This is a genomic window from Bacillus sp. 11C, assembly GCF_055486375.1.
This window is the reverse complement of record NZ_JBUPVZ010000004.1, coordinates 326,112-352,541: the sequence shown is the minus strand read 5'-3', so window position 1 is coordinate 352,541 and position 26,430 is coordinate 326,112. Positions and strand designations below refer to the sequence as shown.

Sequence of the window (26,430 nt, the reverse complement as noted above, 5' to 3'; positions counted from 1 at the left end):
CTAATGTCGGATAACAACGATCCGTTTTCAAACTTGAAGGTGTTTTTTATTTGTCTCATTTTATGGGGTCAGTCCCCGGTTGGTTCCGCGGCTTTTTTATTTCTACATAATCGGCTGGTCTGGATGTGATGGTACAGAGGAGGCCGATACTCTTCCTGCGTTCGATCACCTTTATTGTATTGGAGCAAATCTAGAAACATTCCATCTGATAGCAGCCATCTGTGCGATATTTAAAAAACGGAGCAGAACGGCGGTATTCTGACTCTCAAATTGCTCTACGCTCCCTGTGATAATAAATGAAGATATTGGTGTGAATATAGGCGAACACAATGCCTCACAAAACGATACATTGTAGTAGGTATCATTTTCGGAGGGGGTGAGGATTGTGGCGAACCAACACGCCAATCATTCAATCAATGACTTTAAACAATTCGTCAAAAAGCATCCCAAGCTGATAAAAGAAGTGCGTAAAGAACAAAGAAGCTGGCAGGACGTCTATGAAAATTGGGTCCTCTTCGGGGAGAGCGACCCGATTTGGGATCCGTATCGGGAACCGGAAGAAGGTGCGAATGCTGTACCAGAAACGGCGGAAAAAAATGATTTTGTCTCTAAAATGGTAACAGCGGTGAAAAAAATGGATGTCAATCAAATGAACGAACAAATCAATAAAATGAGCCAATCAATTTCATCATTGCAAAGTCTTCTTCATACATTTTCCGGGAGCGGCCAAAAGCAATCTCAGCCAGGCTCTGGACAGCATCCTTTTTCTTTTCGAAAGGATTAAAAAAGGAGAGCTTATATGCGCAAAGAGGTTCAGGAATTTATTTCAGCAAACGAAGAACGGAAACGATTCATCAGAGAACAGCCGATATGGTACCGCAGGCTTTCGAGAAAACCGGATGATCTGTCCTCCTTTCAGCTTGAGATGATGAACTTTTATGAAAAAACCATACCGCACCGGGTGAACCAGTTTACGAATGGGATTCAAATGGCGCAAATGATGATGCAAATGTTTCAAGCGATGCGGACAAAAGATTGAAAGGCCCGAAAGAGGGTCTTTTTTCATGCTGTAAATGCAGGGAGATTGTTTTCAGGCTTCGGCTAAGGATTTTCCAATTGGCTGGTTTCATGGTAAACTAACAACTGGAGGTGCGTGTTATGTATGCGACGATGGAATCCGTGCGGCTTCAAAGTGAAGCTCAGCAGCTTGCCGAGATGATTCTGCAGTCGGAGACGGCTGAGAACTACCGCAATTGTTACAAGCGTCTCCAGGAAGATGAAGAGGCAGGGCGGATTATTCGTTCTTTTATCCAAATAAAAGAGCAGTATGAGGATGTACAGCGTTTTGGCAAATATCATCCTGACTATAGAGAAATATCCCGGAAAATGAGGGAGATCAAGCGGGAGCTGGATCTGAACGATAAGGTGGCTGACTTCAAGAGAGCTGAAAATGAGCTCCAGTCTATTCTTGATGAGGTTAGCGTCGAGATTGGAACAGCTGTTTCAGAGCATGTTAAAGTTCCGACTGGGAACCCTTATTTTGATGGTTTGTCTTCGTGCGGAGGCGGCTGCGGTTCGGGCGGAGGCTGCGGATGCAAAGTGTCCTGACGAGACTGGCCGTCTCGTCTTTTACATATAAGAGAAATCAGGCAGGTGATTGTATTGGAGAATAGGCGCCAGGGTATGGTTGTGTATCTGCATTCCCTAAAACAAAGCAAAATGCTGAGGAAGTTCGGAAATGTGCACTATGTATCAAAACGCTTAAAATATGTCGTGCTGTATTGCGATATGAATCAAATTGAAAAAACAATGGACAAGATCGCTTCTTACTCGTTTGTGAAAAAAGTGGAGCCTTCTTATAAACCGTTTTTAAAATTGGAATTCGAGTCAAAGCTTGATAAAGCAAAAGAATACGATTATAAAATCGGCATATAGCTCTATAAAAAAATCCCCGCAGGCTTCTGCGGGGTCCTTCTATTCCTTAACAAGTTAAGGAGAAGGCAAAGGGAGAGGAGAAACCGGAGGAAGAACTTATGGGGAAACGTAAGTCTTCTCCGCGGTTGGCAACAACATCCTCTAGATGCTGTTGTTTATAGTATGGACAAGGAGCAGTCTGCCTATACACCTGTTTTAACAAGATTACGTTCATTGTTTGCAAGAATGCTTTATGTTAAGATAGGATTGATTTTTTTCTATGTACATAGCGGCGTCCGGCCGAACAAAGAAACAAAATAGCTTTTAGAAAAAGTGGTGTGGAATATGAGAGTAATTTCTGGATCAAAAAAAGGCCGTTCACTAAAGGCCGTGCCGGGAACATCAACAAGACCGACAACCGACAAAGTGAAGGAATCCATTTTCAATATGATCGGCCCTTATTTTGATGGGGGCAGGGGACTGGACTTATTCGCGGGGAGCGGAGGACTTGGAATCGAAGCGCTTTCACGCGGGTTTGAGCATTGTATATTCGTTGACCGTGATTTTAAAGCGATTCAAACGGTAAAATCAAATTTAAAAACGCTGGAGCTTACAAAACATGCACAGGTATACCGCAATGATGCGGAACGGGCTTTGCACGCTGCTGCAAAAAGAGAAACTGCCTTTCGCGGCATTTTTCTTGATCCGCCGTATAAGGAACAAAAGCTGAAAGCGCTTTTAACGATGATTGACGAATATCAAATGCTGGAAGAAGACGGCTTTATCATTACTGAGCATGACAGAGAGGTCGAGCTTCCCGAAGCCGTAGGAGATCTTGTGATGACAAGAAAAGAAACCTATGGGCTTACAGGTGTAGCGATTTATAAAAAGAGGGGGTAGTGTTGTGGCGAGTATAGCTGTCTGTCCCGGCAGTTTTGATCCGGTGACCTACGGGCATCTGGACATCATCAGACGCGGGGCGCATATTTTTGAACAAGTGTATGTGTGTGTGTTGAATAATTCTTCAAAAAAACCTTTGTTCAGTGTAGAAGAACGGTGTGAGCTTTTGAGAGAAGTGACAAAAGACATCTCGAACATAACAGTTGAAACGTCGGAAGGGCTATTAATTGATTATGCAAAAAGAAAAAATGCGAAAGCGATTTTAAGAGGCTTGAGAGCGGTGTCTGATTTTGAATACGAGATGCAGGGGACATCTGTAAACCGTGTGCTTGATGAATCCATTGAAACGTTTTTTATGATGACAAACAATCAATATTCGTTTTTAAGTTCAAGCATTGTCAAAGAAGTGGCAAGATACAATGGCACTGTATCAGAGTTTGTGCCGCCGGAAGTAGAGCTGGCGCTTCAGCAAAAATTCAGACAAGGATGAGGGGTTTTGACTCATCCTTTTTTTGTGCCGTTTGTCAGTCTGTAAGAACAAATGATAATGTACGTAAACAGTGCGCATAATGTGACAACAGGTCCAATCTGCACCAGCTGATTCCAGCCGTTTATAAGTGCTGTTGGCATTTCTCCGCTATGAAGAGATTTGAAAACATACTGATATGGATCATTCCATGCCGTGTATAGAGGTTTCCATAAAAGCATGACGAAGACGGCGGCATAAACGCCCTGCAGCAAACGTGCGATAAAGAATGGTTTAAATCTGATATCGGTTTCCGATAAAATACCTGCCACTTGAGCTTGAACAGAAAAGCCGCTAAACCCGAGAATAAAGCTGACGATAATGGCTTGTTGCAGAAGAGTAACGTCTGTTTCGCTGACAAGCTTGCTTCCTAGCGTGATTTCAAACATTCCTGATAATAGAGGGATGTCCAATTGAGCCGGAAGCTGAAACAAGGTTAGCGCGCCTTTTGTGAATACAGACAGAATATCAGTCAGCTGCACCACGGATAACAGCCTGTTAAAGACAGAAAACAAAATAATAAACCCGCCCACCATGAGAAGCGTTTGAACAGAAGATGTCACGGCGTCGCCTAAAATTTTGCCCAGAGGCCGTTTTTCCGCTAGTCTGGCGGTATGCAGAGCGTGTAAAGCATCTTTGATCGAAGGAAAAGGAATCGTTTTCTTATTTCTGAGATGCTGCTCTTCTTTGCGTCCATAGGAACGCATCGTTAAACCGACAGCCAGATTCCCTAAATAGTGTGCGGTAGCTAATAATATGCCCAATGACGCGTTTTGAAAGAAACCGACGGCAACAGCGCCAAAAATAAAGAGCGGATTTGAAGAATTGGTAAACGACGCAAGCCGTTCTGCTTCTACTCTTGAAATCTGTTTTTCCTGCCGCAGACGGGCAGTGAGTTTTGCTCCCGCTGGGTTTCCTGATGCCATTCCCATAGCAAGAACGAAGCCGCCGACACCCGGCACGCGAAAGATCGGCCGCATAAAAGGCTCAAGCAAAACACCGACAAACCGCACAATGCCAAAACCGATTAAGAGTTCAGACAGAATGAAAAATGGCAGCAATGACGGAAACACAACCTCCCACCACATAGAAAGCCCGGTTTTAGAGGCTTCGAATGAGGCCTGCGGATGTGAGATGACAGTCGCTGTTAAAAAAAGAAAAAACGAAGCAATTAAAAGTGTATGAATCTTCGACAAGTTCATTCTTACCTCCCCGATGCTAAAAATGCCCAATCACATGTATATCATGATAAAATATGTATGACACGAAACGGCCAAGCAGTACCTGTCCTTTGAATCTTTGTACTAATATACGAGCATAGGGGTTCAGTTTAGACCATAGAATTCGGTATACAGGGAATTCAGGCAGGAGGTTAACGCTTTGGTTAAACCTAAAATCGGGTTAGCGTTAGGATCGGGAGGGGCCAGGGGGCTCGCTCATCTCGGTGTGCTCTCCAGTTTACATAAGCACCAAATTGAAGTGGATATGATTGCGGGGAGCAGCATGGGCGCTTTGGTAGGCAGTTTCTATGCCGCCGGCCACGATGTGGCAACGATGGAGAAAGTCGCTAAAGCCTTTAAACGGCGGCTTTATGCTGATTATACGGTTCCGAGGCTCGGTTTTTTAAAAGGCGATCGCGTCAGGCAGCTTGTGCATGCTTATACATTCGGAAAACCGATTGAAGAGCTTCAAATCCCGCTGGGCATTGTAGCGTGTGATTTACAGACAGGAGAAAAGATTGTGTTCCGCAAGGGCTCGGTGTCAGATGCGGTGCGGGCGAGCATCAGCATACCAGGTATCTTTATTCCGCAGAAGCTGGACGGACGGCTTCTTGTAGACGGCGCGGTCGTCGACCGAATCCCGGTTTCTGTTGTCAAAGACATGGGGGCTGATATTATCATCGCTTCGGATGTCTCCAGAGTTCGAAAAACCGAAACGGCGGCGCATATTTTTGATGTGATTATGCAAAGTATGGATATACTGCAAAATGAATTGGTGCGACATCAAACGATTGCCGCGGATATCATGATTCGCCCTTCTCTTGAAACATACAGCTCCAGCTCGTTTGCTAATATTGAAGCAATGATATCGGCAGGCGAGGAAGCGACAGACCGATTGATCAGCAAGATCAAAAAAGAAATAGAGAATTGGGAGGGCTCATAATTTGCTGCGTAAAAAACATTTTAGCTGGATGCTTGTCATCCTCATTCTGATTGCCGTTTTATCATTTGTAAAACTTCCATACTATATTACAAAACCGGGAGAAGCGACAGAGCTTGCTTCACTGATAAAAGTGGAGGGAGGCTACCCGGAAACAGGTAGTCTGTCCTTAATGACTGTCAAAGTGGGACCGGCTAATCCGTTTACATATGTGTGGGCGAAGGTACACTCTTATTATGAAATAGTTCCTGATGAAAGCATCAAGGAAGAAGGCGAATCAGATGAGGAGTATATGAAAAGGCAGCTCCAAATGATGAAAAGCTCGCAAGAAAATGCCGTCATAGCGGCCTATCAAAAGGCAGGAAAAAAAGTCAGTTATTCCTTTAACGGCATATACGCTAGCTCAGTTGTAGAAAACATGCCCGCAAAAGGGAAAATAGAAGTCGGTGATAAAATTATTAGCGCAGACGGCAAAAACTATCAGTCTGCTGAAAAGCTGATTGATTATATCAGCAGCAAAAAAGCGGGAGATAAAGTCCGGTTAAAAATTGAAAGAGAAGAAAAAGAAAAGATGATCACCCTTACATTAAAACAATTTCCTGATGAGCCGGAACGGGCAGGCATCGGAGTTTCGCTCTATACGGACAGAAACGTAAAAGTGGAGCCCGATATTGATTTTGAAATCGAAAATATCGGCGGCCCGTCAGCAGGGTTAATGATGTCTCTGGAAATCTATAATCAGCTGACAAAACCAGACGAAACAAAAGGCTACGAGATTGCGGGAACCGGTACCATTGATGTTGACGGAGCAGTAGGCCCGATCGGCGGCATCGATCAGAAAGTCGTCGCCGCGGACAAAGCCGGAAAAGACATTTTCTTCGCCCCAAATCAAAACGGCGCCAGCAATTCCGATTATAAAAACGCAGTGAAAACAGCAAAAGATATTGATTCAGATATGAAGATTGTGCCTATTGATACGATGCAAGACGCGATTGATTATTTGAATAAGCTGAAAGCGAAAAGCACCTGATACTCAGGTGCTTTTTCTATATATTTAAAAAACGTTGTTCATCTTCGTCATATCGAATTGGTGCATGTCCGTATTCCTGCAGGTCAAACTCAGTTCTCAGCGGTTCTTCTATCGGCAGGCTGTAGATTCTGCTTGCTTTTATATCCAGATCGAGAGCTGGATGGGAGAAAGAGGACAATTTGCTTACAAGCGGAACAGACAGCACTTTTTTCTTTTCCGATAAATAAGCCTGTCCTTTTTTCGTCATGCCGAGAAGCCTGATATAAGGCACCTTTTCGTCGTTAAGCAGCTTGTGCATATCTTGTTTATTCGTTCTGGTTAGAATGTGCGTGTTCATCCGCTGGAGCCTTGTCCACGTATAACGTTTTGTTTTCAGCAGCTCCATAAATTCCTGATAGGAGCTGGCTTTTCTGATCGAACGAAGAATTCTGTGTTCTAAGCCTTCCTCCACCTCGTATACGTGCTGTAATTCCTGTGCGGTGACAGTCGACAGACTGTATTTTAAGTAAGAAAAATAGCTTTCAGGTGTATGCCACAATCCGAAAGATTTTCGGTAATGTGCTAATTCACTTGCGGATGTACCAGGAAGAAAACGAAGGCAGGCTTCAAGATTCTGTTCAAACATCGCTTTTCTGATACTTGTGGCGCTTGCGATATGGTTTTCGCCTTCAGGAAGGTCGGCATCATGATAGTCCGAGGAAATGCGCGCTGTGGTATAAGGTTTCGTTGGATATCCCCCGGAAAGAATGGAAGTCACATAATGATATCCCAGAATGTTGTTTGGCTTTGATAAATCAAGCGCATTTTCTGTATGTAAAATGGATCTGAAGGCGATAGCTGCCGCGGCTGGGTAACTGGCCCCCTTTTTAAGTTCTTCTTTGATACACTGATCAAATGTATGCTTATGCTCATCAATAAGCTTTGCTGTTTCTATAAACGGCTTAATATCACCATTTTCACTCCCGAAAAAAAGCGCCTCGCATCCAAGTTTGTTCAGGATGGAAACACTGCCGCGTGCGAAAATCTCCGCTTTTTGCACCGCATAAAGATAAGGCAGTTCAATGACAAGATCGACTCCGCTTTGCAGCGCCATTTTTGTTCGGGCCCATTTTGACACTACAGCCGGTTCTCCGCGCTGTAAAAAATGTCCGCTCATTACAGCAACAGCCGTGTCACATCCGGTTTGCCGCTTTGCTGTTTGGGCATGATAAAGGTGACCGTTATGAAAGGGATTATATTCAACCACCAATCCGACAGCTTTCATATTTTTTCCGCCTTTCTTGCTATGTTTAAAAACGTATGGTACATTTGCAAATGGAAACTCTTACGTCTTATTTTTATTCTAAGTGTATGCATCGCATATACCGCTGTCAACGATACTTGAATGGCAGCATTATGCTGTAAAGAAAAAATATTGACAAAAACAATCTTAAAAGCTATAATCATGTTTGTTGCTTTCATGAGGTGATACAAATGAAATGGACGATTTATCAGCTGCATCAAATGCCAAACCAAAGTTTTGAGTTTGATGAAACAGTTGAGTTAAATGAGCTGACAAAGTTGAATTCTGACATCCGCCGCATTTCTCCCGTTCGGGTGAAGGGCAGAGCGGATATTAAATCGAAACAGGTTTCGTTTGATTTTGCGATTTCAGGCGAAATGGTTTTGCCATGCTCAAGAACACTCGTTGATGTTGCGTATCCATTTGAAATTTCAACAAAAGAACTGTTTATATTTCATCAGACGGATGATATAGAAGATGATGACGTTCACATTGTTGAGGACGATACTATCGACTTAACTCCGATCGTGAAAGAAGAAATTCTTTTAGAAATCCCTATGCAAATCTTTTGTGAATCTGAACAAGAAAAAGGAGCTGCTCCTCAAGAAGGAAAGGACTGGCAAGTCATTTCAGAGGAAGACAAGAAGAATCAAGTTGATCCGAGACTTGCAGCCCTCGAAAAGCTCTTAAAACAAGATGATGAATCTTAACTCTTTAAGGAGGTGGGAATAATGGCTGTACCTTTTAGAAGAACTTCTAAAATGAAGAAAAGATTGCGCCGTACACATTTCAAACTTAATGTACCTGGTATGACAGAATGTCCGTCATGCGGAGAGATGAAATTGTCTCACCGTGTATGCAAAGCATGCGGATCATACAACGGCAAAGACATAAATGTAAAAAGTAACTAATAAGAAAAGCGCAGGGTGAAAGCCCTGCGCTTTTTCTTTTTCTCTTCCTGTCAGCTTGCGGAAAATTTGTAAGTGCAAATAGTCTATCTAATCTATTACCGGCATATGTATGAGATAAATAAGCTGACATGGAGGGAGATTAAATTTGACCATTACAAGACAAGATGCTTGGACTCAGGATGAGGATTTGCTGCTGGCAGAAGTGGTGCTTCGCCATATTCGAGAGGGAGGAACACAGCTATCAGCCTTTGAGGAGGTTGGAAGAGCGCTGACCAGAACCGCAGCAGCCTGTGGGTTCAGGTGGAACTCGTATGTGAGAAAACAATACCAATCAGGCATAGAGCTTGCGAAAAAGCAGAGGAAAGAACTTAGAAAACAAATCGGCGTTCATTCGGTCAATTTGCCGAATTCCGTAAAGCAGACCGCCGCGGCAGCGTCAACAGAAGGAAAACGAGATTTGTCCATTCAGGATGTCATTCAATTTCTCGAACAATTCAAAGAAACGCCGTCTGCACATGAATTTCAGCTCGAAAGGGAAAAATTGAAGAGGCAAATCCAATCGCTGCAAAAGGAGCTTGAGGATTTACGGAGTGAAAATCAAACATTGAGGAACCAGCTAGAGATGACAGAAGAGGATTACAAGGCGCTGATCGATATTATGGACCGGGCCAGAAAAATGGTTGTTTCTAAGGAAGACGGAAGAATGAAAAAAAAGGCTCAAGAAACGTAATAAACGCCTGAAATGAACCGGCCGTAGAGTGTGAATAGGCCGGTTGTTTTTATTTCTATGCAGATTCTCCCGGTGTCATTTCTTGATCCATATCAGGGTGCCAGATGAGCGGGTTTTCCCCTTTGTCCCGCGCCATATCATATTTAACAGTTTCAAAGTTCATTTTATTCCAAAATTCCGCTGATTTCATTCGCGGATTTGTCCGAATCGGCATTTTGAATGATTTAGCAAATTCAACCAACGCTTTCCCGTATCCCCTGTTTTGGTAGCCCGGAAGAACCTCAAGCTTCCAAAGCTCCAAATAATCCTGATGATTGTCGAAATAAGGATTCGATTTGCCATTAACTTGATATAAACTCATTCGAGCTACAAGTTTATCCCCAAAATAAATCCCGTAAAAAGGCGAAGTGCTGTCATTTTCAATAATATTATCCTGAAGATCTTCAAGCATTGAAAGCTCCTGAATGCCGTATTCTTTGAACTTCTTGAATTCTTCAAGCGTTTTATAGTTGACGAGCAGACGTTCTACCTTTACCATGCAATCTCCCCCTTTGTTGTTTCTACATATATTGTAAACGCTTTATTTAAAAAATCCAAATATTAAAACTTTAATTTTAAGCACACGGAACCTTTGAGAAGTAATTTGTTCGTACTTCTGCTATGATAATACGTAAATGTTAATTGGGTGTGACAACATGAAAATTGGGATTATCGGCGGAGGCTCTGTCGGTCTTTTATGCGCCTATTATTTGTCACTGTATCACGAGGTGACTGTTGTGACGAGGCGGGAAGAGCAGGCTGCGGCCATTCAGTCTGAAGGGATCCAGCTGGATAAAGACGGAGAAGAATTCAGCGCTGATTGCAGTGCGGACACGAGTATCAATTCGGATTTTGATCTGATTGTCGTGACAGTAAAGCAGCATCAGCTCCAGTCTGTTTTTCCGTCGCTTGAACGGATCAGGAAAACGAATATATTATTTTTGCAAAACGGTATGGGGCATATCCACGACTTGAAAGAATGGCGCGTTGGCCATTCCATTTATGTTGGAATTGTTGAGCACGGAGCTGTTAGGAAATCAGATACAGCTGTTGATCATACGGGTTTGGGTGCGATAAAATGGAGCGCGTTCGATGACGCTGAACCAGATCGGCTCAACATTTTGTTTCAGCATAACCATTCGGATTTTCCGATTCGTTATGAGGCGGATTGGTACCGCTTGTTGACGGGCAAGCTGATTGTTAACGCTTGTATCAATCCGTTAACCGCGTTATTGCAGGTGAAAAATGGAGAACTGCTGACAACGCCGGCTTATCTCGCTTTTATGAAGCTGGTTTTTCAGGAGGCGTCCCGCATTTTAAGGCTTGAAAACGAAGAAGAGGCTTGGGAGAGGGTTCGGGCCGTTTGCGGGCAAACGAAAGAAAACCGCTCTTCTATGCTGGTTGACGTTATCGAAGGCCGGCAGACGGAAGCTGACGCCATTATCGGATATTTATTGAAGGAAGCTAGCATTCGCGGCCTTGATGCTGTCCACCTCGAGTTTTTATACGGGAGCATTAAAGCTTTGGAGCGAAATACAAACAAAGTCTTTTGAGCTTTTTCTGTAACATGCTATACTCATTTCGGATAACTAACTATTTATTTAGAAAGGAAGTTCTAGAAGATGCAGCTAACTGAACTTTCCATCAAAAATCAGAATGTGTTTGTACAGCACTATATAGATGGCAAAGAAGAAATGTCTTCTTTTTTTGATTACAGCATTCATCATAAGGACATGTGGCGCGACAGACTGAAGGACTTATCCTCCCGGTTTTTCGCAAGAGAGGAGTTGGCGGCATACTTATCCTCTTACCATCATAAATTCGGTTCAAGTGCCATGCAGTCTGCTATTGAGAAGCTGAAGGATCCGTCAAGCGCCGCTGTTGTCGGCGGACAGCAGGCAGGACTTTTAACAGGACCGCTTTATACTATACATAAAATCATTTCAATCATTGTGTTAGCAAAGGAACAAGAAAAGCAGCTGCAAGTGCCTGTCATACCGATTTTTTGGGTGGCCGGAGAAGACCACGATTTGGACGAGATTAATTTTGTCCATACATCTGAAGAGAATGGTCCTGTGAAAACAAAGCTGCCCCAGTCTTATTGGAAGAAATCTTCGGCAGCGAGCACAACTCTTGATCAGGAAAAATGCGCCGCATGGATAGATGGTGTATTTGCCGCTTTTGAAGAAACAGACCATACGAATACACTTCTCGACAATGTGAAGCGATGTTTAAGTGAATCTGTTACATTCACTGATTTCTTTGAACTGCTGATCGCGGATCTGTTCCAAGAGGAGGGGTTAGTTTTATTAAATTCTGGAGATCCGGGGATTAAAAAGCTTGAAACGGCCATGTTCCAAAAGATTCTCCGGGAAAATGATGAACTCGCCCGCGCGGTTTCAGACCAACAGGACTTCATGCGTGAAGCAGGCTACAAGCCGATTATCGAGTCCGGAAAAGAGCAGGCGAATCTGTTTTATGAATATGAAGAAGAGCGTTTTTTAATTGGAAAAGACAACGGCCGTTTTGTCATCAATGAGCTTGATATGGGATGGACGATGGATGAACTTTATACACATATAGAAGAACATCCTGAGCGCTTCAGCAATAATGTTGTAACGAGACCGTTAATGCAGGAATACCTCATTCCGACTTTAGCCTTTATTGCAGGGCCTGGAGAAATTAACTACTGGGGTGAGCTTAAACAGGCCTTTACGGTGATGGGCTTTAAAATGCCTCCGGTTATGCCGAGGCTGAATATTACGATACTTGAACGGCATATTGAGAAAAAATTGCTTGAACGGGATATCTCATTACAAGATGCGATTGAACGCGGTACGGAGAATCAAAGAGAGATATACTTTGAGCATCAGATTCCGGAAGAGTTTACCGCGGTGATGGATCAGGCGAAAAGCCAAATTGAAGCGGTTCACAAAACGGTAAGGAACGAGGCGTTAAAGGTTGATCAAAGCATGGAACCTTTACTCCTGAAGAACGCCGCTTTTATTCAGGATCAGCTTCAATTTTTAGAGCGGACAGTGACGAAACGAATTGAAGAAAAAGAAGGCTGCGTCTTGAAGGATTATGAGAGAATCCAAAATAGCATTAAGCCGTTGCTTGCGCCGCAAGAGCGAATTTGGAATATCATGTATTATTTGAACAGGTACGGTCCAAAATTCTTCACATCATTCAAGAATCTGCCATTTTCTTTTCAAAATCAACATCAAGTTGTCAAACTTTGAAATAAAGTTTTAAAGAACCCTGACTAGTTCAGGGTTTTTTTTTATGGGTAAACAGTGTAAAATGAAGTTGTGGAGAGAAGTGGTGGATAGTGGTGAGTTTAGGAGAGAAAGTGGGGCCAGAGATCATGTTTATGGGTGAATATCAGCATACCATCGATGCGAAGGGCCGCATGATCGTACCCGCTAAATTTAGAGAAGGCCTTGGCGAGCAGTTTGTGCTGACCAGAGGGCTTGACCAATGTCTCTTCGGCTACCCTATGCACGAATGGAAACAAATTGAAGAAAAACTAAAGGCACTTCCTCTCACTAAAAAAGATGCCCGCGCGTTTACCCGTTTCTTCTTTTCAGGGGCGACCGAATGCGAACTGGACAAGCAAGGCAGGGTAAATATCGCATCATCTCTATTGAATTACGCCAAACTGGAAAAAGAATGTGTTGTTATCGGGGTTTCTAATCGAATTGAATTGTGGAGTAAAGTAATTTGGGAACAATACACAGAAGAGCAAGAAGATTCATTTGCTGAAATTGCTGAAAACATGATTGGGTTTGATATATAATGATTCTTCGTGTATAACACTCTAAAAACAATTTCAATTCATCCTGATAAAAGGTGGGACCAACACAATATGTTTCAACACAAAACAGTACTTCTTCGTGAAACCGTAGACGGGCTTAATATTAAACCGGACGGTACATATGTAGACTGCACACTCGGCGGAGCTGGGCACAGTACATACTTATTGCAGCAATTATCCGAGAAGGGGCGTTTAATCGCTTTTGACCAAGACGATACGGCATTAGAGCATGCCAAAGAAGCGTTGTCCGATTATAAAGGACAGCTCATTCTGATGAAAAGCAATTTCAGGTATTTAAAAGAATGTTTGAATGAACAAGGTATTACTGAAGTAGACGGTATTTTATTTGATTTAGGGGTGTCCTCCCCGCAGCTGGATACACCGGAACGCGGATTCAGTTACCATCATGACGCACCGTTGGACATGAGGATGGACCAGTCGGCCACGCTTACGGCGAAAGAAGTCGTTAATGAGTGGCGCTATGAGGATCTCGTCCGTATCTTCTTTAAATACGGCGAAGAGAAGTTCAGCAAACAGATCGCCAGAAAAATTGAAGAGGCAAGAATCAAATCTCCTATTCAAACTACGGGCCAACTGGTCGATCTAATAAAAGACGCGATTCCCGCTCCAGCGAGAAGGAGCGGAGGACATCCCGCTAAACGCGTGTTTCAGGCAATCAGAATTGCCGTGAACGATGAACTTAAGGTGTTTGAAGAGGCTTTGGAGCAGGCAATAGAGGTTCTGAAACCAGGGGGAAGGGTATCAGTCATCACCTTCCACTCGCTCGAAGACAGAATTTGTAAATCCACTTTTAAAGAAAAGTCGTCACTTCCGGAACTTCCTCCGGGTCTTCCTGTCATACCGGAAGAGTTTGAACCAGAACTTAAACTCATCACGCGAAAACCGATTACGGCATCTCAGGAAGAGCTTGAAGAAAACAACCGGGCACGTTCTGCGAAGCTTCGGATTGCCGAAAAAAGAAAATAACGAAACACAAACGCAAAATAAAAAGGAGGTCATCAGCCTATGAGCAATTTAGCTTACCAACCAGAGAAACAGCAGCGGCATGCGATCAGTCCTGAGAAAAAAGTGATTGTCAAGAAAAGGGCTTCCATTACTCTCGGAGAAAAAGTGCTTCTTGTCCTCTTTGCTGCGGTGGTGCTCAGCGTATCGCTTTTAATCGTATCAAAGGCGTATGCGGCATATCAAACCAATATTGAGGTGCAAAAGCTTGAGGAGCAAATTTCATCCGAAAATAAGCAAATTGGTGACCTCGAAAAAAACGTTGCTGATTTAAGCAAACCGCAGCGCATTATGGACATTGCGGAAAAGAACGGCTTGAATTTAAAAGATAAAAAAGTGAAAAACATACAGGAATGATTCAAATGCCGAAAAAGAATAAATTTATGAATAGAGGAGCAGCGATTCTAAGTATTTGTTTCGCTCTCTTTTTCTTTGTTATCCTTGGGAGAATGGTATATATTCAAATAACCGGAAAAGCGAATGGCGAGGTGCTTGCGACAAAAGCGACGGAGCAGCATGAAAAGAAACGGCCCATCGAAGCAAGCCGCGGCTCGATTTTAGACCGAAACGGTAAAGTGATTGCGGAAGATACAGCGACGTATAAGCTGATTGCCGTTCTTGATAAAAAAATGACCACTGATAAAAAGCATCCTCAGCATGTTCAAAACAAAGAAAAAACGGCGGAAGCGCTCTCTAAAGAGATTAAGATGGACAAGGCTGATATCCTTGATATCTTAAACAAGGATTTAAAGCAAGTGGAGTTCGGTTCAGCGGGCCGGGATATTACGTATTCGCAAAAGAAAGAAATCGAAAAGTTGAAACTCCCGGGCATTTCATTTTTACGGGATACCAAACGCTACTATCCAAATGGTGTTTTTGCATCCAATCTAGTAGGATATGCCGAGGTTGATGAAGACACAAATGAAATTTCCGGCGCGATGGGACTAGAAAAAGTGCTGGATAAGTATTTGAAGGAGCGGGACGGATATGTGACCTATGAAAGCGACAAATCCGGCTGGGAGCTCCCGAACAGCAAAAATAAAATTACAGCACCAAAAAATGGTGACAATGTTTATTTAACCATTGACCAGAAAATCCAAACCTTTTTGGAAGACAGCATGACAAAAGTGGCGAAAAAATACAATCCGAAAAAAATCATGGCAGCAGTCGTCGATCCGAAAACGGGCAAAGTGCTTGCCATGGGACAGCGCCCAAGCTTTGATCCGAACACCCGCGATGTGACAAACTACTATAATGATTTGATTTCATATGCATATGAACCCGGATCAACGATGAAGATTTTCACACTTGCTGCTGCGATGCAGGAAAATGTGTTTAATGCGAATGAAAAATACAAATCTGGTACGTTTGAAGTTGGCGGGGAACCTGTGAAGGATCATAATCAGGGTGTAGGCTGGGGGCCGACAACGTATCATGACGGCGTCCTAAGATCGTCGAATGTTGCATTTGCGAAACTGGCGAAAGAAAAGCTGGGTTACGACCGCCTCAATCAGTACTTACACAAATTCAACTTTTATCAAAAAACAGGTATTGATTTGTCTGGAGAAGTCTCCAGTAAAATCAACTTTAAGTATGAATTTGATAAAGCATCAACCGCATATGGACAAGCTTCTGCTGTTACACCGATTCAGCAGCTTCAGGCCGCAACAGCAATTGCGAATGAAGGCAAAATGATGAAACCGTATGTCATTGACCATATTGTTGATCCAGATACAGATAAAACCGTTTATCAAAATAAGCCTGAATCAGCTGGAACTCCAATTTCTGCAAGCACTGCGAAAAAGGTGCGAGATATTTTGGGAGAAGTCGTTACATCGAAAATCGGAACAGGGAAGCCCTATAAAATCGAAGGGTTTGATGTTGCCGGAAAAACAGGTACTGCACAAATAGCAGGTAAAGGCGGATATTTAGGCGGATCAGATAATTATATCTTTTCGTTTATGGGTATGGCGCCAAAAGATGACCCTGAGCTTTTAATCTATGTTGCTGTACAGCAGCCGCAGTTAAAAGCAGGGCAAAGCAGTTCAGATCCAGTATCAGAAATCTTCAACCCAACAATGAAAAACAGCCTGCACTACCTGAACATCGAACCAACTGAAAAATCTGACTCGGAAAATGAAGAAACAAAAGCGCAGACGATGCCTGATTTAACAGACCAAACGGTAGCCGGTGCTCAAAAGAAAGCAAAAGAAGAGAATCTTACACCGGTTGTCATTGGCAGTGATGTTGCTGTAAAAGAACAGTATCCGAAAGCGGATGAGGAGGTTCTGACCAATCAGAAGGTCTTCCTGAAAACGGGCGGTAAAATCAAAATGCCTGATATGACAGGCTGGTCGAGAAGAGAGGTTCTTCAGTACGCCGAGCTGGCGGGAATTCACATTGAAGTAAGCGGACAGGGCTATGCTGTCAGCCAAAGCGTTAAGAAAGACAAAGAAATAAAAGACAAAACCGTAATCAAGGTGACGTTTAAAAACCCTGATTAAAAAGATAGAAAGCTTGCCGGGGATTTCCCTACTATGCAGGCTTTCTTTTTTTATACCTTCAGAGGAGCATCGTTCTACTTGTCCAAGTTCAGGCATAAAATGAAACAAGCTTAAATAAGGAGTGAACGGTCTCTTGCGCGTCTCGAATGTAACGGTTAGAAAACGTTTATTATTTGTTTTGCTTTTTGGCGTGATCGTGTTTCTGATCATTGATACAAGGCTGGGGTATGTTCAGTTTGTGATGGGTGAGAAACTGACTTCGCTGGCAAAGGATTCTTGGAGCAGGAATTTGCCGTTCGAGCCGGAAAGAGGCGAGATCCTTGATCGCAACGGTGTGAAGCTCGCAACAAACAAAAGTGCGCCGACCGTATTCGTCGTGCCGCGCCAAGTTCAGAATCCGATGAAAACGAGCAAGCAGCTTGCGGCGGTTTTAAACATGTCAGAAGAAAAAGTATATAAGCACGTGACCAAAAAAACGTCAATCGAAAAGATCACTCCTGAAGGGAGAAAGATTTCAAATGAAAAGGCGAAAGAAATCAAAGCGCTCGATTTAAAAGGTGTGTATGTTGCGGAGGACAGTATCCGCCATTACCCGTTCGGCAGCTTTTTATCTCATGTGCTTGGATTTGCCGGAATTGACAACCAAGGTCTTCTTGGTCTAGAAGCTTATTACGATGATGATTTAAAAGGGGAAAAGGGCTCTGTTAAGTTTTATACAGATGCCAAAGGGAAGAAGATGCCTGATGAAGCGGACGACTATACTCCGCCTAAGGACGGGCTTGATATGAAGCTGACAGTTGATTCAAAGGTTCAAACGATAATGGAAAGAGAGCTTGATAACGCTGAGGCTAAATATCATCCAGACGGTATGATTGCCGTGGCCATCAATCCGAAAAACGGAGAAATATTGGGAATGTCCAGCAGGCCTGACTTTGACCCTGCTGATTATCAATCAGTCGATCCGTCCGTCTACAATCGGAATCTGCCGGTGTGGAGCACGTATGAGCCGGGATCTACCTTTAAAATTATTACACTTGCAGCAGCTCTTGAAGAGCAAAAAGTAAATTTGAAACGTGATCAATTTTATGATAAAGGGCATGTGGAAGTGGATGGAGCGAGACTGCGGTGCTGGAAAAGAGGCGGGCACGGGCTGCAGACGTTTCTAGAAGTTGTACAGAATTCCTGCAACCCGGGGTTTGTTGAATTGGGCGAGCGCCTAGGCAAGGATAAGCTTTTCAAATATATCAAAGACTTTGGTTTCGGCCAAAAAACAGGAATTGATCTGCAAGGTGAGGGAACAGGAATCTTATTCCCGCTTGACAGAGTAGGTCCGGTCGAACAAGCAACTACGGCTTTCGGGCAGGGGGTATCTGTCACGCCGATTCAGCAGGTTGCAGCCGTATCTGCCGCTGTAAACGGAGGAACGCTTTACACACCTTATATTGCAAAGGAATGGATCGACCCTGTAACGAAAAAAACGGTTAAAAAACAATCGCCAATCGCCAAGAAACAAGTCATTTCAGAGGGAACCTCCAAACAAATCCGCTATGCTTTAGAAAGTGTCGTCGCAGAAGGCACCGGCCGCAACGCATTTGTAGAAGGATACCGTGTCGGCGGAAAAACGGGAACTGCACAAAAGGTTAAAGATGGAAAATACCTTGAAAACAACCATGTTGTATCATTTATCGGTTTCGCGCCGGCTGACGATCCGAGTCTTGTCGTCTATGTCGCGGTGGATAACCCAAAAGGCACGATTCAGTTTGGCGGAACGGTTGCAGCGCCTATTGTTGGGAATATTATGAGAGACAGCCTGCCTGAGATTGGTGTCAAGCCTCGGAAAAATCAAATCGAGAAAAAATACAAATGGAACGACACAAAAACAGTAGAAGTTCCGAATGTTGTAGGGATGTCTGTCTCAGAACTTGAGTCACTTTTGGTGAATCTCAATGTCGATGCTTCCGGGAAAGGAAGCAAAATCGTGAAACAATCGCCAGCTGCCGGAACGAAAGTAAAAGAGGGCTCAAAGATACGCGTTTATTTGACTGAAGAGGATGAAAAGGAGGCAGCCGATTGATTCGGGCTGCCTATATTTTATTGCAGAAAAATGCTATGATCTTTCAAGATTAGCTGGATGTATCCTTTTATTTACGCTAAAATATGAACTGTATGCTTAAAATCATTATCACATCAATTGACGTGACTTCAATGATAAAAAGAACGAATTAGAATGTTGAGAGGTTTGATACGATGAAACTGACAAAGCTGCTTACATACTTAACAACCGAACCTTCTGTAAACGACTCACAAGACCCTGAAATAACTTCAATTGAGATGGACTCCAGGGAAGTAAAGAAAGGGAGTCTTTTTGTATGTGTAAAAGGGTATACGGTGGATGGCCATGATTTTGCGCAAAAAGCAGCAGAAAGCGGCGCAGCGGCTATTGTGGCAGAAAGAGAGCTTGATGTGGATGTGCCTGTCATTATTGTCCGGCAGTCACTGCGAGCGCTCAGCGTTTTGTCTGATGCGTTTTACGGACAGCCGACAAAGAAGCTTCAGCTGATCGGGATCACAGGCACAAATGGAAAAACATCAACGACCCACATGGTCGATGAGATTCTGAAAAAAGCGGGAAAACGCACAGGCTTAATCGGCACAATGTACATGAAAATCGGCGAAGAAACACTTCCCGTTAAAAACACGACACCTGAAAGCGTCACGCTGCAGAAAACGTTTAAGAAAATGAATGACAAGCAAGTTGACACTGCCATCATGGAGGTTTCTTCTCACGCATTGTCTTTAGGTCGTGTTCATGGCTGTGATTATGATATTGCCGTGTTTACGAATTTAACGCAGGACCATCTGGACTATCATAAAACGATGGATGAGTACAGACAGGCGAAAAGCCTGCTCTTTTCTCAGCTTGGCGGGGCTTTCGACCATAAACATCCAAAGCGTGCCGTACTGAACGCTGACGATGAGGCGAGCGCTTATTTTGAAAAGGTGACCGCAGCGCATATTTGTACATACGGAATAAAAAACAACGCTGATGTGATGGCGAAGAACATCAATATCACGGCACAGGGCACAAGATTTGATCTTGTGACAAACAAAGGCACTAAACATATCACAATGTCGCTCGTCGGACAGTTTAACGTGTATAACGTGCTGGCGGCTGTTGCAACATGTATTGCAGCAGGCATACCGTTTGAAACGATCACTGAAGCGGTTGAAGAATTACATGGCGTAAGAGGCCGTTTTGAATTGGTTAATCAGCAGCAGGAGTTTCCAGTCATTGTTGATTACGCGCATACGCCGGACAGCCTTGAAAATGTACTGAAGACATGCAAAGACATGACAGAAGGTAAGCTTTTTGTCGTTGTCGGCTGCGGGGGAGACAGAGATAAGACGAAACGCCCGAAAATGGCTAAAATCGCTGCGGAGCTGGCTGACGAACCGATTTTCACTTCAGATAACCCGAGAAGCGAAGATCCCCGCGCGATTTTAAGAGATATGGAAGCTGGAGTAGAGAATGCATACTACCATAGCATTGCAAACCGCGAGCAAGCGATCTTTTTCGCGATTGCCAATGCCAAAAAAGGCGATGTTGTTCTCATTGCAGGAAAAGGGCATGAAACCTATCAGCAGATCGGAAACGAAACCTTCGATTTTGACGATGCTGAAGTGGCGGCGAGAGCGATTGTCGAACTCAATAAGAATAAGACAAATTCATAGGAAAGAGATGTTATTGCATAATGGAGCTTGAAAAGATTTTTCATATGGAAAAAGATCATGAATATGATAACTACGTATGTCGTTTGAAAGAAACAGGAGGAGAAAAGGACAATGCTTGAGCAAGTCATTCTGTTTACAATTTTAATGGGGTTTTTAATTAGTGTTCTGCTCTCTCCAATTCTTATTCCGTTTTTAAGAAGATTAAAATTCGGCCAAAGTATTAGAGAAGAAGGACCGAAATCACATCAGAAAAAATCAGGGACGCCGACAATGGGCGGGGTCATGATCATACTTTCTATCATTGTGACAACAATTGTGATGACACAGAAGTTTTCAGAAATAAGCCCGGAAATGGTGCTGCTTCTGTTTGTTACGCTCGGCTACGGTTTGCTTGGCTTTTTAGATGATTACATCAAGGTCGTCATGAAGCGCAACCTTGGATTGACGTCAAAGCAAAAGCTGATCGGACAAATTATCATTGCGGTTGTATTTTATGCCGTTTACCATTACTACAATTTCGCGACGGATATTCGCGTGCCTGGAACTGATTTATCATTTGATCTTGGCTGGGCTTACTTTATCCTGGTGCTCTTTATGCTTGTCGGCGGATCAAATGCGGTTAACCTGACTGACGGTCTTGACGGTTTATTATCCGGTACGGCTGCGATTGCTTTTGGCGCCTTTGCCATCCTGGCATGGAATCAGTCTCAATATGACGTAGCGATTTTCTCAGTTGCCGTTGTCGGTGCGGTGCTGGGTTTCCTTGTATTTAATGCTCATCCGGCCAAAGTCTTTATGGGAGATACGGGATCACTGGCATTGGGAGGAGCCATCGTTACCATTGCTATTTTAACGAAATTAGAGATTCTGCTTGTTATCATCGGCGGTGTATTCGTTATTGAGACATTATCCGTTATTCTGCAGGTCATCAGCTTTAAAACGACAGGTAAACGAATCTTTAAAATGAGTCCGCTTCATCACCATTATGAGCTTGTCGGCTGGTCTGAATGGAGAGTCGTCGTGACGTTTTGGACTGCGGGACTTTTGCTTGCCGTTTTAGGAATTTACATCGAGGTGTGGTTATAAGTGGAAAACGATCAATTTTTACAGAATCAGCATTTTTTAATCCTTGGGCTCGCGAAAAGCGGGTATGCGGCGGCATCTATTCTTCATGAAAAAGGCATGTATGTTGCAGTCAATGACCAAAAACCTTTTGTAGAAAACGAACCAGCGCAAAAGCTTTCTGAAGCAGGCATTGAGGTTGTTTGCGGAGAGCATCCTGTTTCTCTGTTCGATCAGCATCAAATCACGGTTCTGATCAAAAACCCCGGCATTCCTTATGAAAATATCATGGTTCAGGAAGCGGAAAAAAGAGGCATCCCGGTTTGGACGGAAATTGAGCTCGCTTACTACCTGACAAACGCCAAGTTTATTGGGATTACCGGATCGAATGGAAAAACAACCACGACAACGCTGATTTATGAAATGCTTAAAGCTGACTCGCAAAAAGCGCTGATTGCCGGAAACATCGGCACTGTCGCAAGCGAAGTTGCTTATCATGCTGATGGGGATGAATGGATCGTTACTGAACTTTCATCGTTTCAGCTGATGGGAACACACGCTTTCAGGCCGGAAATCAGCTTGATTTTAAACATATTTGACGCTCATTTGGATTATCACCATACACGAGAAAACTATGAAAAAGCGAAACAGAAAGTGTATCTTCATCAGAAAGCTTCAGATAAAGCCATTGTTAATCAGAATGATGAAACTGTCGTGCGTCTGGCTGAAGACGGAAAAGCCGAAGTCATCCCATTCTCAGTCAGCAAAACGCTTGAAAAGGGCGCTTATGTAAAAGACGGTATGATGATGTTCAACGGCGAAGCCATTCTTCCTCTGGAAGAGGTTGTGCTGCCCGGCGCACATAACATGGAGAACATTTTAGCTGCCATTGCAGTTGTGAAAACGGCAGGAGTGTCCAACGAAGCAGTCAAAAAGGTGCTGACAAGCTTTACTGGCGTCAAGCACCGTCTCCAATATGTCACAACAGTGCAAGGCCGCAAGTTTTATAATGATAGTAAAGCAACAAACATTTTGGCGACAACCAAGGCGCTTTCAGCTTTTGACAAACCGGTCATTCTGCTTGCGGGCGGACTGGATCGCGGAAATGGTTTTGACGATTTGAAACCGTATATGAAGCATGTCAAAGCAGTGCTTACATTTGGCCAGACAGCGCCGAAACTCGAGAAGCTCGGCAATGAGATGGGAATACAACATGTCAAACGTGTCGATAATGTTGAACAAGCAGTATCTGCGGCGTTTGCGCTCTCAAATGAAGGCGATGTCATCCTGCTGTCACCTGCGTGTGCGAGCTGGGATCAATTCAAAACATTTGAAGAACGCGGTGACATGTTTATAGATGCCGTGCATATGCTTAAGTAAGGGCTTGTCTTGAAGTAAATCGGCAGCCCTAATGACTTTAAGCTTGGGGTGTCGGTTGCTTTGACTACTAAAAAAACATCGCCTGATTTGTTATTGGTCATCATTACGCTATTATTATTAACAATCGGATTAATTATGGTGTACAGTGCGAGTGCCGTATGGGCGGATTATAAATTTGACGACTCTTTCTTTTTCGCGAAACGGCAGTTGCTGTTTGCGGGAATCGGCGTTATTGCCATGTTTTTTATTATGAATGTTGATTATTGGACGTGGAGGACATGGTCCAAATTATTGATGGTTATTTGCTTTTTCCTCCTGGTGCTTGTTTTGATACCAGGCGTCGGCATGGTGCGGAACGGCTCAAGAAGCTGGATCGGGGTCGGGGCATTCAGCATACAGCCTTCAGAGTTTATGAAGCTTGCGATGATTGCATTCCTTGCTAAATTTCTCTCTGAAAAGCAAAAAAACATAACATCATTCAGACGGGGATTTATCCCGGCACTTGGCATCGTGTTTTCAGCGTTTTTGATTATCATGTGCCAGCCTGACCTTGGAACAGGGACAGTAATGGTTGGGACTTGTATTGTCATGATTTTTGTAGCCGGCGCGCGCATCGCCCATTTCGTTTTTCTCGGGCTGATCGGACTCAGCGGATTTGTTGGACTGGTACTATCGGCTCCATACCGAATTAAGCGGATTACCTCCTACTTAAATCCGTGGGAAGATCCGCTCGGCAGCGGTTTTCAAATCATTCAATCGCTTTATGCGGTGGGGCCCGGCGGATTGTTCGGAATGGGGCTAGGACAAAGCAGACAGAAGTTCTTTTATCTGCCTGAGCCGCAAACAGACTTTATTTTCGCCATATTGTCAGAGGAACTTGGCTTTATCGGGGGGACCCTTATTTTGCTCCTCTTCAGCGTCCTGCTGTGGAGAGGGATCAGAATTGCCCTCGGCGCACCTGATCTGTACGGAAGCTTTGTCGCAGTCGGCATTATTTCAATGATTGCCATTCAAGTCATGATTAATATTGGTGTAGTAACGGGCCTTATTCCGGTAACAGGCATCACGCTGCCGTTTTTGAGCTACGGAGGCTCTTCATTGACCTTGATGCTGATGGCCGTCGGCGTTCTGCTGAACGTGAGCCGATACTCGAGGTATTAATGAATGTATTGCCGAGCGTCCTGTGAACAGGAAGCCTGAGAAACAATTGATGCGATAACCCTGTCCAACAAAACAGGGTTATCGCTATGTTATAGAGAAACTTAGACTGGGGGAAGAGATATGCGAATTGCAATAAGCGGAGGCGGTACAGGAGGACACATTTATCCTGCTCTTGCCTTTATTAAAGAAGTGCAGCGCCGTCATCCTGAAGTGGAATTTTTATATATCGGAACAGAAAACGGGCTGGAGAAAAAAATTGTTGAACGGGAGAATATACCGTTTCGTTCAATTGAAATTACAGGCTTTAAAAGAAAGCTGTCATTTGAAAACGTCAAAACTGTGATGCGTTTTCTGAAGGGCGTAAAAAAGAGCAAATCGTATTTAGCGGAATTTAAGCCTGATGCCGTGATCGGAACGGGCGGTTACGTATGCGGGCCGGTTGTCTATGCCGCTGCGAAAATGGGAATTCCGACTATTGTCCATGAACAAAACAGCCTGCCGGGCATCACGAATAAGTTTCTTTCAAAATATGTTAATAAAGTAGCGATCTGTTTTGAAGAAGCAAAATCACATTTTCCTAGTGAAAAAGTTGTATTTACGGGAAACCCGAGAGCCTCTGAAGTCGTCTCAATAAAGACGGGCCGATCGATGGCGGAATTTGGGCTTTCTGAAGAGAAAAAAACGGTCTTAATCTTCGGCGGAAGCCGAGGCGCCGCACCGATTAACCGTGCTGTTATTGACATGCAGAATGCGCTGAAAACTAGAGACTACCAAGTGCTGTATATCACCGGTGAAGTTCACTATGAAAAAGTGATGAATGAGCTGAAAAGCAAGGGTGCCGCTGATAATATGGTCACCAAGCCATTTCTTCATCAAATGCCGGAGTATTTAAAGGCCATAGATGTCATTGTGGCCAGAGCCGGGGCGACAACGATTGCCGAAATTACGGCTCTCGGAATCCCAAGTGTTCTGATCCCAAGCCCATATGTAACAGCGAATCACCAGGAGGTCAATGCGAGATCTCTCGGCCAGCATGATGCGGCGATTGTTCTGAAAGAAACAGAGCTCAGCGGGGAAAAGCTGATTGCTGCGCTTGACCGGATTGTACTGAATGAGCAAACGTTAAAGGAAATGAGCGAACGGACAAAGTCACTCGGTGTTCCTGACGCGGCTGCCCGTTTATACAGCGTACTCGAAGAATTGAAAAAATAATAGAAAAGCAAATGGAATGCGGAGGTTTACGATGGAGAAAGTGATACAGGAATTAAAAGAACGCGAAGTCGGCAAGGTTCTTGCAAATGAACCGCTCGCGAATCATACAACGATGAAAATCGGCGGCCCTGCGGATGTATTGGTGATTCCAAGCAGTGTAGATGCTGTCAAAAATATCATGGACGTTATTAAAAAATATGATGTGGAGTGGACAGTCATCGGCCGCGGGTCAAACCTTCTTGTTTTAGATGAGGGAATCAGAGGCATAGTAATTAAGCTGGGGGCAGGCCTTGACCATTTGGAGCTTGACGGGGAACAAGTAACGGTCGGAGGCGGTTATTCAGTGGTCCGTCTTGCTACATCATTGAGTAAAAAAGGCTTGTCCGGTTTGGAATTTGCTGCGGGTATTCCAGGATCAATCGGTGGAGCGGTTTATATGAATGCCGGCGCTCACGGTTCTGATATGAGCGAAATCCTCGTTAAAGCCCATATTTTATTTGAAGACGGCACAATTGAGTGGCTGACAAATGAGCAGATGGATTTCAGCTACAGAACGTCTGTATTGCAACAGAAACGTCCGGGCGTTTGCCTTGAAGCTGTTCTGCAGCTGGAGCAGAAGGATAAGGAATCAATCGTTCAGCAAATGCAAAGCAATAAAGACTACAGAAAAAATACACAGCCGTATTCAAGCCCGTGTGCTGGAAGCATATTCAGAAATCCGCTTCCGAATCATGCCGGAAACCTTGTAGAAAAAGCAGGCTTGAAAGGATATCAAATCGGCGGTGCAAAGATTTCGGAGATGCACGGAAACTTCATCGTTAATGCGGGCGGAGCATCAGCAAAAGATGTGCTTGATCTTATTGACCATGTGAAAAAGACAATTCGTGAAAAATACGAGATTGATATGCATACAGAGGTTGAAATCATCGGCGAAAATCGCTGATTCAAGTTCTGACTGAAGCTGTTCATATGATATACTGTAAGCAAACGACAAACGGCATCATAGTATGCCGTTTGTTTTGGAATAGACAGACTTTTAACAGCTGT

At 43.8% G+C, this 26,430-nt stretch carries 28 protein-coding genes; 24 read left to right on the top strand and 4 right to left on the bottom strand.

Annotated features, from left to right (window positions below):
* The first annotated feature begins 385 nt into the window (after positions 1-385).
* From ylbD to coaD, 6 genes are all read left to right on the top strand, one after another.
* Complete coding sequence (gene ylbD / locus ACY3LV_RS08715) at positions 386-784, top strand: YlbD family protein (protein ID WP_087992163.1); 399 nt, start codon at positions 386-388, stop codon at positions 782-784.
* Positions 785-799: 15 nt separating this feature from the next.
* Complete coding sequence (locus ACY3LV_RS08710) at positions 800-1,039, top strand: YlbE-like family protein (protein WP_003221368.1); 240 nt, start codon at positions 800-802, stop codon at positions 1,037-1,039.
* 119 nt (positions 1,040-1,158) lie between these two features.
* Complete coding sequence (gene ricF / locus ACY3LV_RS08705; RefSeq protein WP_148961906.1) at positions 1,159-1,608, top strand: regulatory iron-sulfur-containing complex subunit RicF; 450 nt, start codon at positions 1,159-1,161, stop codon at positions 1,606-1,608.
* Positions 1,609-1,662: 54 nt separating this feature from the next.
* Positions 1,663-1,935: a YlbG family protein gene (locus ACY3LV_RS08700; RefSeq protein WP_015715839.1), complete on the top strand. Its 273-nt coding sequence runs from the start codon at positions 1,663-1,665 to the stop codon at positions 1,933-1,935.
* A 324-nt stretch (positions 1,936-2,259) separates the two neighbouring features.
* Entirely contained in the window at positions 2,260-2,814 is a 555-nt protein-coding gene (rsmD, locus tag ACY3LV_RS08695; RefSeq protein WP_148961905.1) for a 16S rRNA (guanine(966)-N(2))-methyltransferase RsmD, read from the top strand.
* A 4-nt stretch (positions 2,815-2,818) separates the two neighbouring features.
* The gene (coaD, locus tag ACY3LV_RS08690; protein WP_333560481.1) at positions 2,819-3,304 is read left to right on the top strand and encodes a pantetheine-phosphate adenylyltransferase; all 486 of its coding nucleotides are present in this window, start codon (positions 2,819-2,821) and stop codon (positions 3,302-3,304) included.
* An 11-nt stretch (positions 3,305-3,315) separates the two neighbouring features.
* Here coaD and spoVV read toward each other — a convergent pair whose 3' ends face one another.
* Entirely contained in the window at positions 3,316-4,542 is a 1,227-nt protein-coding gene (spoVV, locus tag ACY3LV_RS08685) for a dipicolinic acid transporter SpoVV (protein ID WP_333560480.1), read from the bottom strand.
* A gap of 178 nt (positions 4,543-4,720) precedes the next feature.
* Between spoVV and ACY3LV_RS08680 the strand changes: the two genes are divergently transcribed.
* Together ACY3LV_RS08680 and ddcP are read left to right on the top strand one after the other, a co-directional pair.
* Positions 4,721-5,503, top strand: coding sequence for a patatin family protein (locus tag ACY3LV_RS08680; protein WP_148961902.1), 783 nt, complete (start codon positions 4,721-4,723; stop codon positions 5,501-5,503).
* A 1-nt stretch (position 5,504) separates the two neighbouring features.
* Positions 5,505-6,530 (top strand): protease DdcP, encoded by a 1,026-nt coding sequence (ddcP, locus tag ACY3LV_RS08675; protein WP_333560479.1) that lies wholly within the window; start codon positions 5,505-5,507, stop codon positions 6,528-6,530.
* Between the two features lie 16 nt (positions 6,531-6,546).
* On the opposite strand, the gene ACY3LV_RS08670 is transcribed toward ddcP, so the two are convergent.
* Together ACY3LV_RS08670 and ACY3LV_RS08665 are read right to left on the bottom strand one after the other, a co-directional pair.
* Positions 6,547-7,794: a nucleotidyltransferase gene (locus ACY3LV_RS08670; protein ID WP_333560478.1), complete on the bottom strand. Its 1,248-nt coding sequence runs from the start codon at positions 7,792-7,794 to the stop codon at positions 6,547-6,549.
* Entirely contained in the window at positions 7,791-7,976 is a 186-nt protein-coding gene (locus ACY3LV_RS08665) for a hypothetical protein (protein ID WP_148961899.1), read from the bottom strand. The genes ACY3LV_RS08670 and ACY3LV_RS08665 overlap by 4 nt, the downstream gene beginning before the upstream one ends.
* A gap of 27 nt (positions 7,977-8,003) precedes the next feature.
* On the opposite strand from ACY3LV_RS08665, the gene ACY3LV_RS08660 reads away from it, so the two are divergent.
* The 3 genes from ACY3LV_RS08660 to gerR all read left to right on the top strand — a co-directional run bounded on the left by ACY3LV_RS08660 (position 8,004) and on the right by gerR (position 9,453).
* Positions 8,004-8,522, top strand: coding sequence for a YceD family protein (locus ACY3LV_RS08660; protein ID WP_333560476.1), 519 nt, complete (start codon positions 8,004-8,006; stop codon positions 8,520-8,522).
* A 21-nt stretch (positions 8,523-8,543) separates the two neighbouring features.
* Positions 8,544-8,723 carry a 50S ribosomal protein L32 gene (rpmF, locus tag ACY3LV_RS08655; RefSeq protein ID WP_003154457.1) on the top strand — a complete coding sequence of 60 codons (180 nt, stop codon included), beginning with the start codon at positions 8,544-8,546 and terminating at the stop codon, positions 8,721-8,723.
* A gap of 145 nt (positions 8,724-8,868) precedes the next feature.
* On the top strand, positions 8,869-9,453 hold the full coding sequence (gene gerR, locus ACY3LV_RS08650) for a sporulation specific transcriptional regulator GerR (RefSeq protein WP_087992153.1): 585 nt from the start codon (positions 8,869-8,871) through the stop codon (positions 9,451-9,453).
* A 55-nt stretch (positions 9,454-9,508) separates the two neighbouring features.
* Here gerR and ACY3LV_RS08645 read toward each other — a convergent pair whose 3' ends face one another.
* Positions 9,509-9,991 (bottom strand): N-acetyltransferase, encoded by a 483-nt coding sequence (locus tag ACY3LV_RS08645; protein ID WP_087992152.1) that lies wholly within the window; start codon positions 9,989-9,991, stop codon positions 9,509-9,511.
* Between the two features lie 157 nt (positions 9,992-10,148).
* Between ACY3LV_RS08645 and ACY3LV_RS08640 the strand changes: the two genes are divergently transcribed.
* The 13 genes from ACY3LV_RS08640 to murB all read left to right on the top strand — a co-directional run bounded on the left by ACY3LV_RS08640 (position 10,149) and on the right by murB (position 26,326).
* The gene (locus tag ACY3LV_RS08640; RefSeq protein ID WP_333560475.1) at positions 10,149-11,045 is read left to right on the top strand and encodes a 2-dehydropantoate 2-reductase; all 897 of its coding nucleotides are present in this window, start codon (positions 10,149-10,151) and stop codon (positions 11,043-11,045) included.
* A 69-nt stretch (positions 11,046-11,114) separates the two neighbouring features.
* Positions 11,115-12,734, top strand: coding sequence for a bacillithiol biosynthesis cysteine-adding enzyme BshC (gene bshC / locus ACY3LV_RS08635; protein ID WP_464863632.1), 1,620 nt, complete (start codon positions 11,115-11,117; stop codon positions 12,732-12,734).
* Positions 12,735-12,859: 125 nt separating this feature from the next.
* Positions 12,860-13,291: a division/cell wall cluster transcriptional repressor MraZ gene (gene mraZ / locus ACY3LV_RS08630; RefSeq protein WP_003221402.1), complete on the top strand. Its 432-nt coding sequence runs from the start codon at positions 12,860-12,862 to the stop codon at positions 13,289-13,291.
* 69 nt (positions 13,292-13,360) lie between these two features.
* Positions 13,361-14,296, top strand: coding sequence for a 16S rRNA (cytosine(1402)-N(4))-methyltransferase RsmH (gene rsmH, locus ACY3LV_RS08625; protein WP_148961894.1), 936 nt, complete (start codon positions 13,361-13,363; stop codon positions 14,294-14,296).
* Positions 14,297-14,335: 39 nt separating this feature from the next.
* Positions 14,336-14,689 carry a cell division protein FtsL gene (ftsL, locus tag ACY3LV_RS08620; RefSeq protein WP_148961893.1) on the top strand — a complete coding sequence of 118 codons (354 nt, stop codon included), beginning with the start codon at positions 14,336-14,338 and terminating at the stop codon, positions 14,687-14,689.
* A 5-nt stretch (positions 14,690-14,694) separates the two neighbouring features.
* Positions 14,695-16,836 (top strand): penicillin-binding protein 2B, encoded by a 2,142-nt coding sequence (pbpB, locus tag ACY3LV_RS08615; RefSeq protein ID WP_464863631.1) that lies wholly within the window; start codon positions 14,695-14,697, stop codon positions 16,834-16,836.
* A gap of 133 nt (positions 16,837-16,969) precedes the next feature.
* Positions 16,970-18,910, top strand: a complete 1,941-nt coding sequence (locus ACY3LV_RS08610) for a stage V sporulation protein D (protein WP_148961891.1) — start codon at positions 16,970-16,972, stop codon at positions 18,908-18,910.
* Between the two features lie 173 nt (positions 18,911-19,083).
* Positions 19,084-20,568, top strand: a complete 1,485-nt coding sequence (locus tag ACY3LV_RS08605; protein ID WP_464863630.1) for a UDP-N-acetylmuramoyl-L-alanyl-D-glutamate--2,6-diaminopimelate ligase — start codon at positions 19,084-19,086, stop codon at positions 20,566-20,568.
* Between the two features lie 111 nt (positions 20,569-20,679).
* Positions 20,680-21,654 carry a phospho-N-acetylmuramoyl-pentapeptide-transferase gene (gene mraY, locus ACY3LV_RS08600; RefSeq protein ID WP_087992144.1) on the top strand — a complete coding sequence of 325 codons (975 nt, stop codon included), beginning with the start codon at positions 20,680-20,682 and terminating at the stop codon, positions 21,652-21,654.
* Positions 21,655-23,010, top strand: a complete 1,356-nt coding sequence (gene murD, locus ACY3LV_RS08595; protein WP_333517650.1) for a UDP-N-acetylmuramoyl-L-alanine--D-glutamate ligase — start codon at positions 21,655-21,657, stop codon at positions 23,008-23,010.
* Between the two features lie 60 nt (positions 23,011-23,070).
* A complete protein-coding gene (gene spoVE, locus ACY3LV_RS08590) occupies positions 23,071-24,171 on the top strand; it encodes a stage V sporulation protein E (protein ID WP_014663887.1) in 1,101 nt (366 codons plus the stop codon).
* A gap of 120 nt (positions 24,172-24,291) precedes the next feature.
* Complete coding sequence (gene murG / locus ACY3LV_RS08585) at positions 24,292-25,383, top strand: undecaprenyldiphospho-muramoylpentapeptide beta-N-acetylglucosaminyltransferase (protein WP_087992141.1); 1,092 nt, start codon at positions 24,292-24,294, stop codon at positions 25,381-25,383.
* Positions 25,384-25,414: 31 nt separating this feature from the next.
* A complete protein-coding gene (murB, locus tag ACY3LV_RS08580) occupies positions 25,415-26,326 on the top strand; it encodes a UDP-N-acetylmuramate dehydrogenase (protein ID WP_333560469.1) in 912 nt (303 codons plus the stop codon).
* Positions 26,327-26,430: the final 104 nt, after the last annotated feature.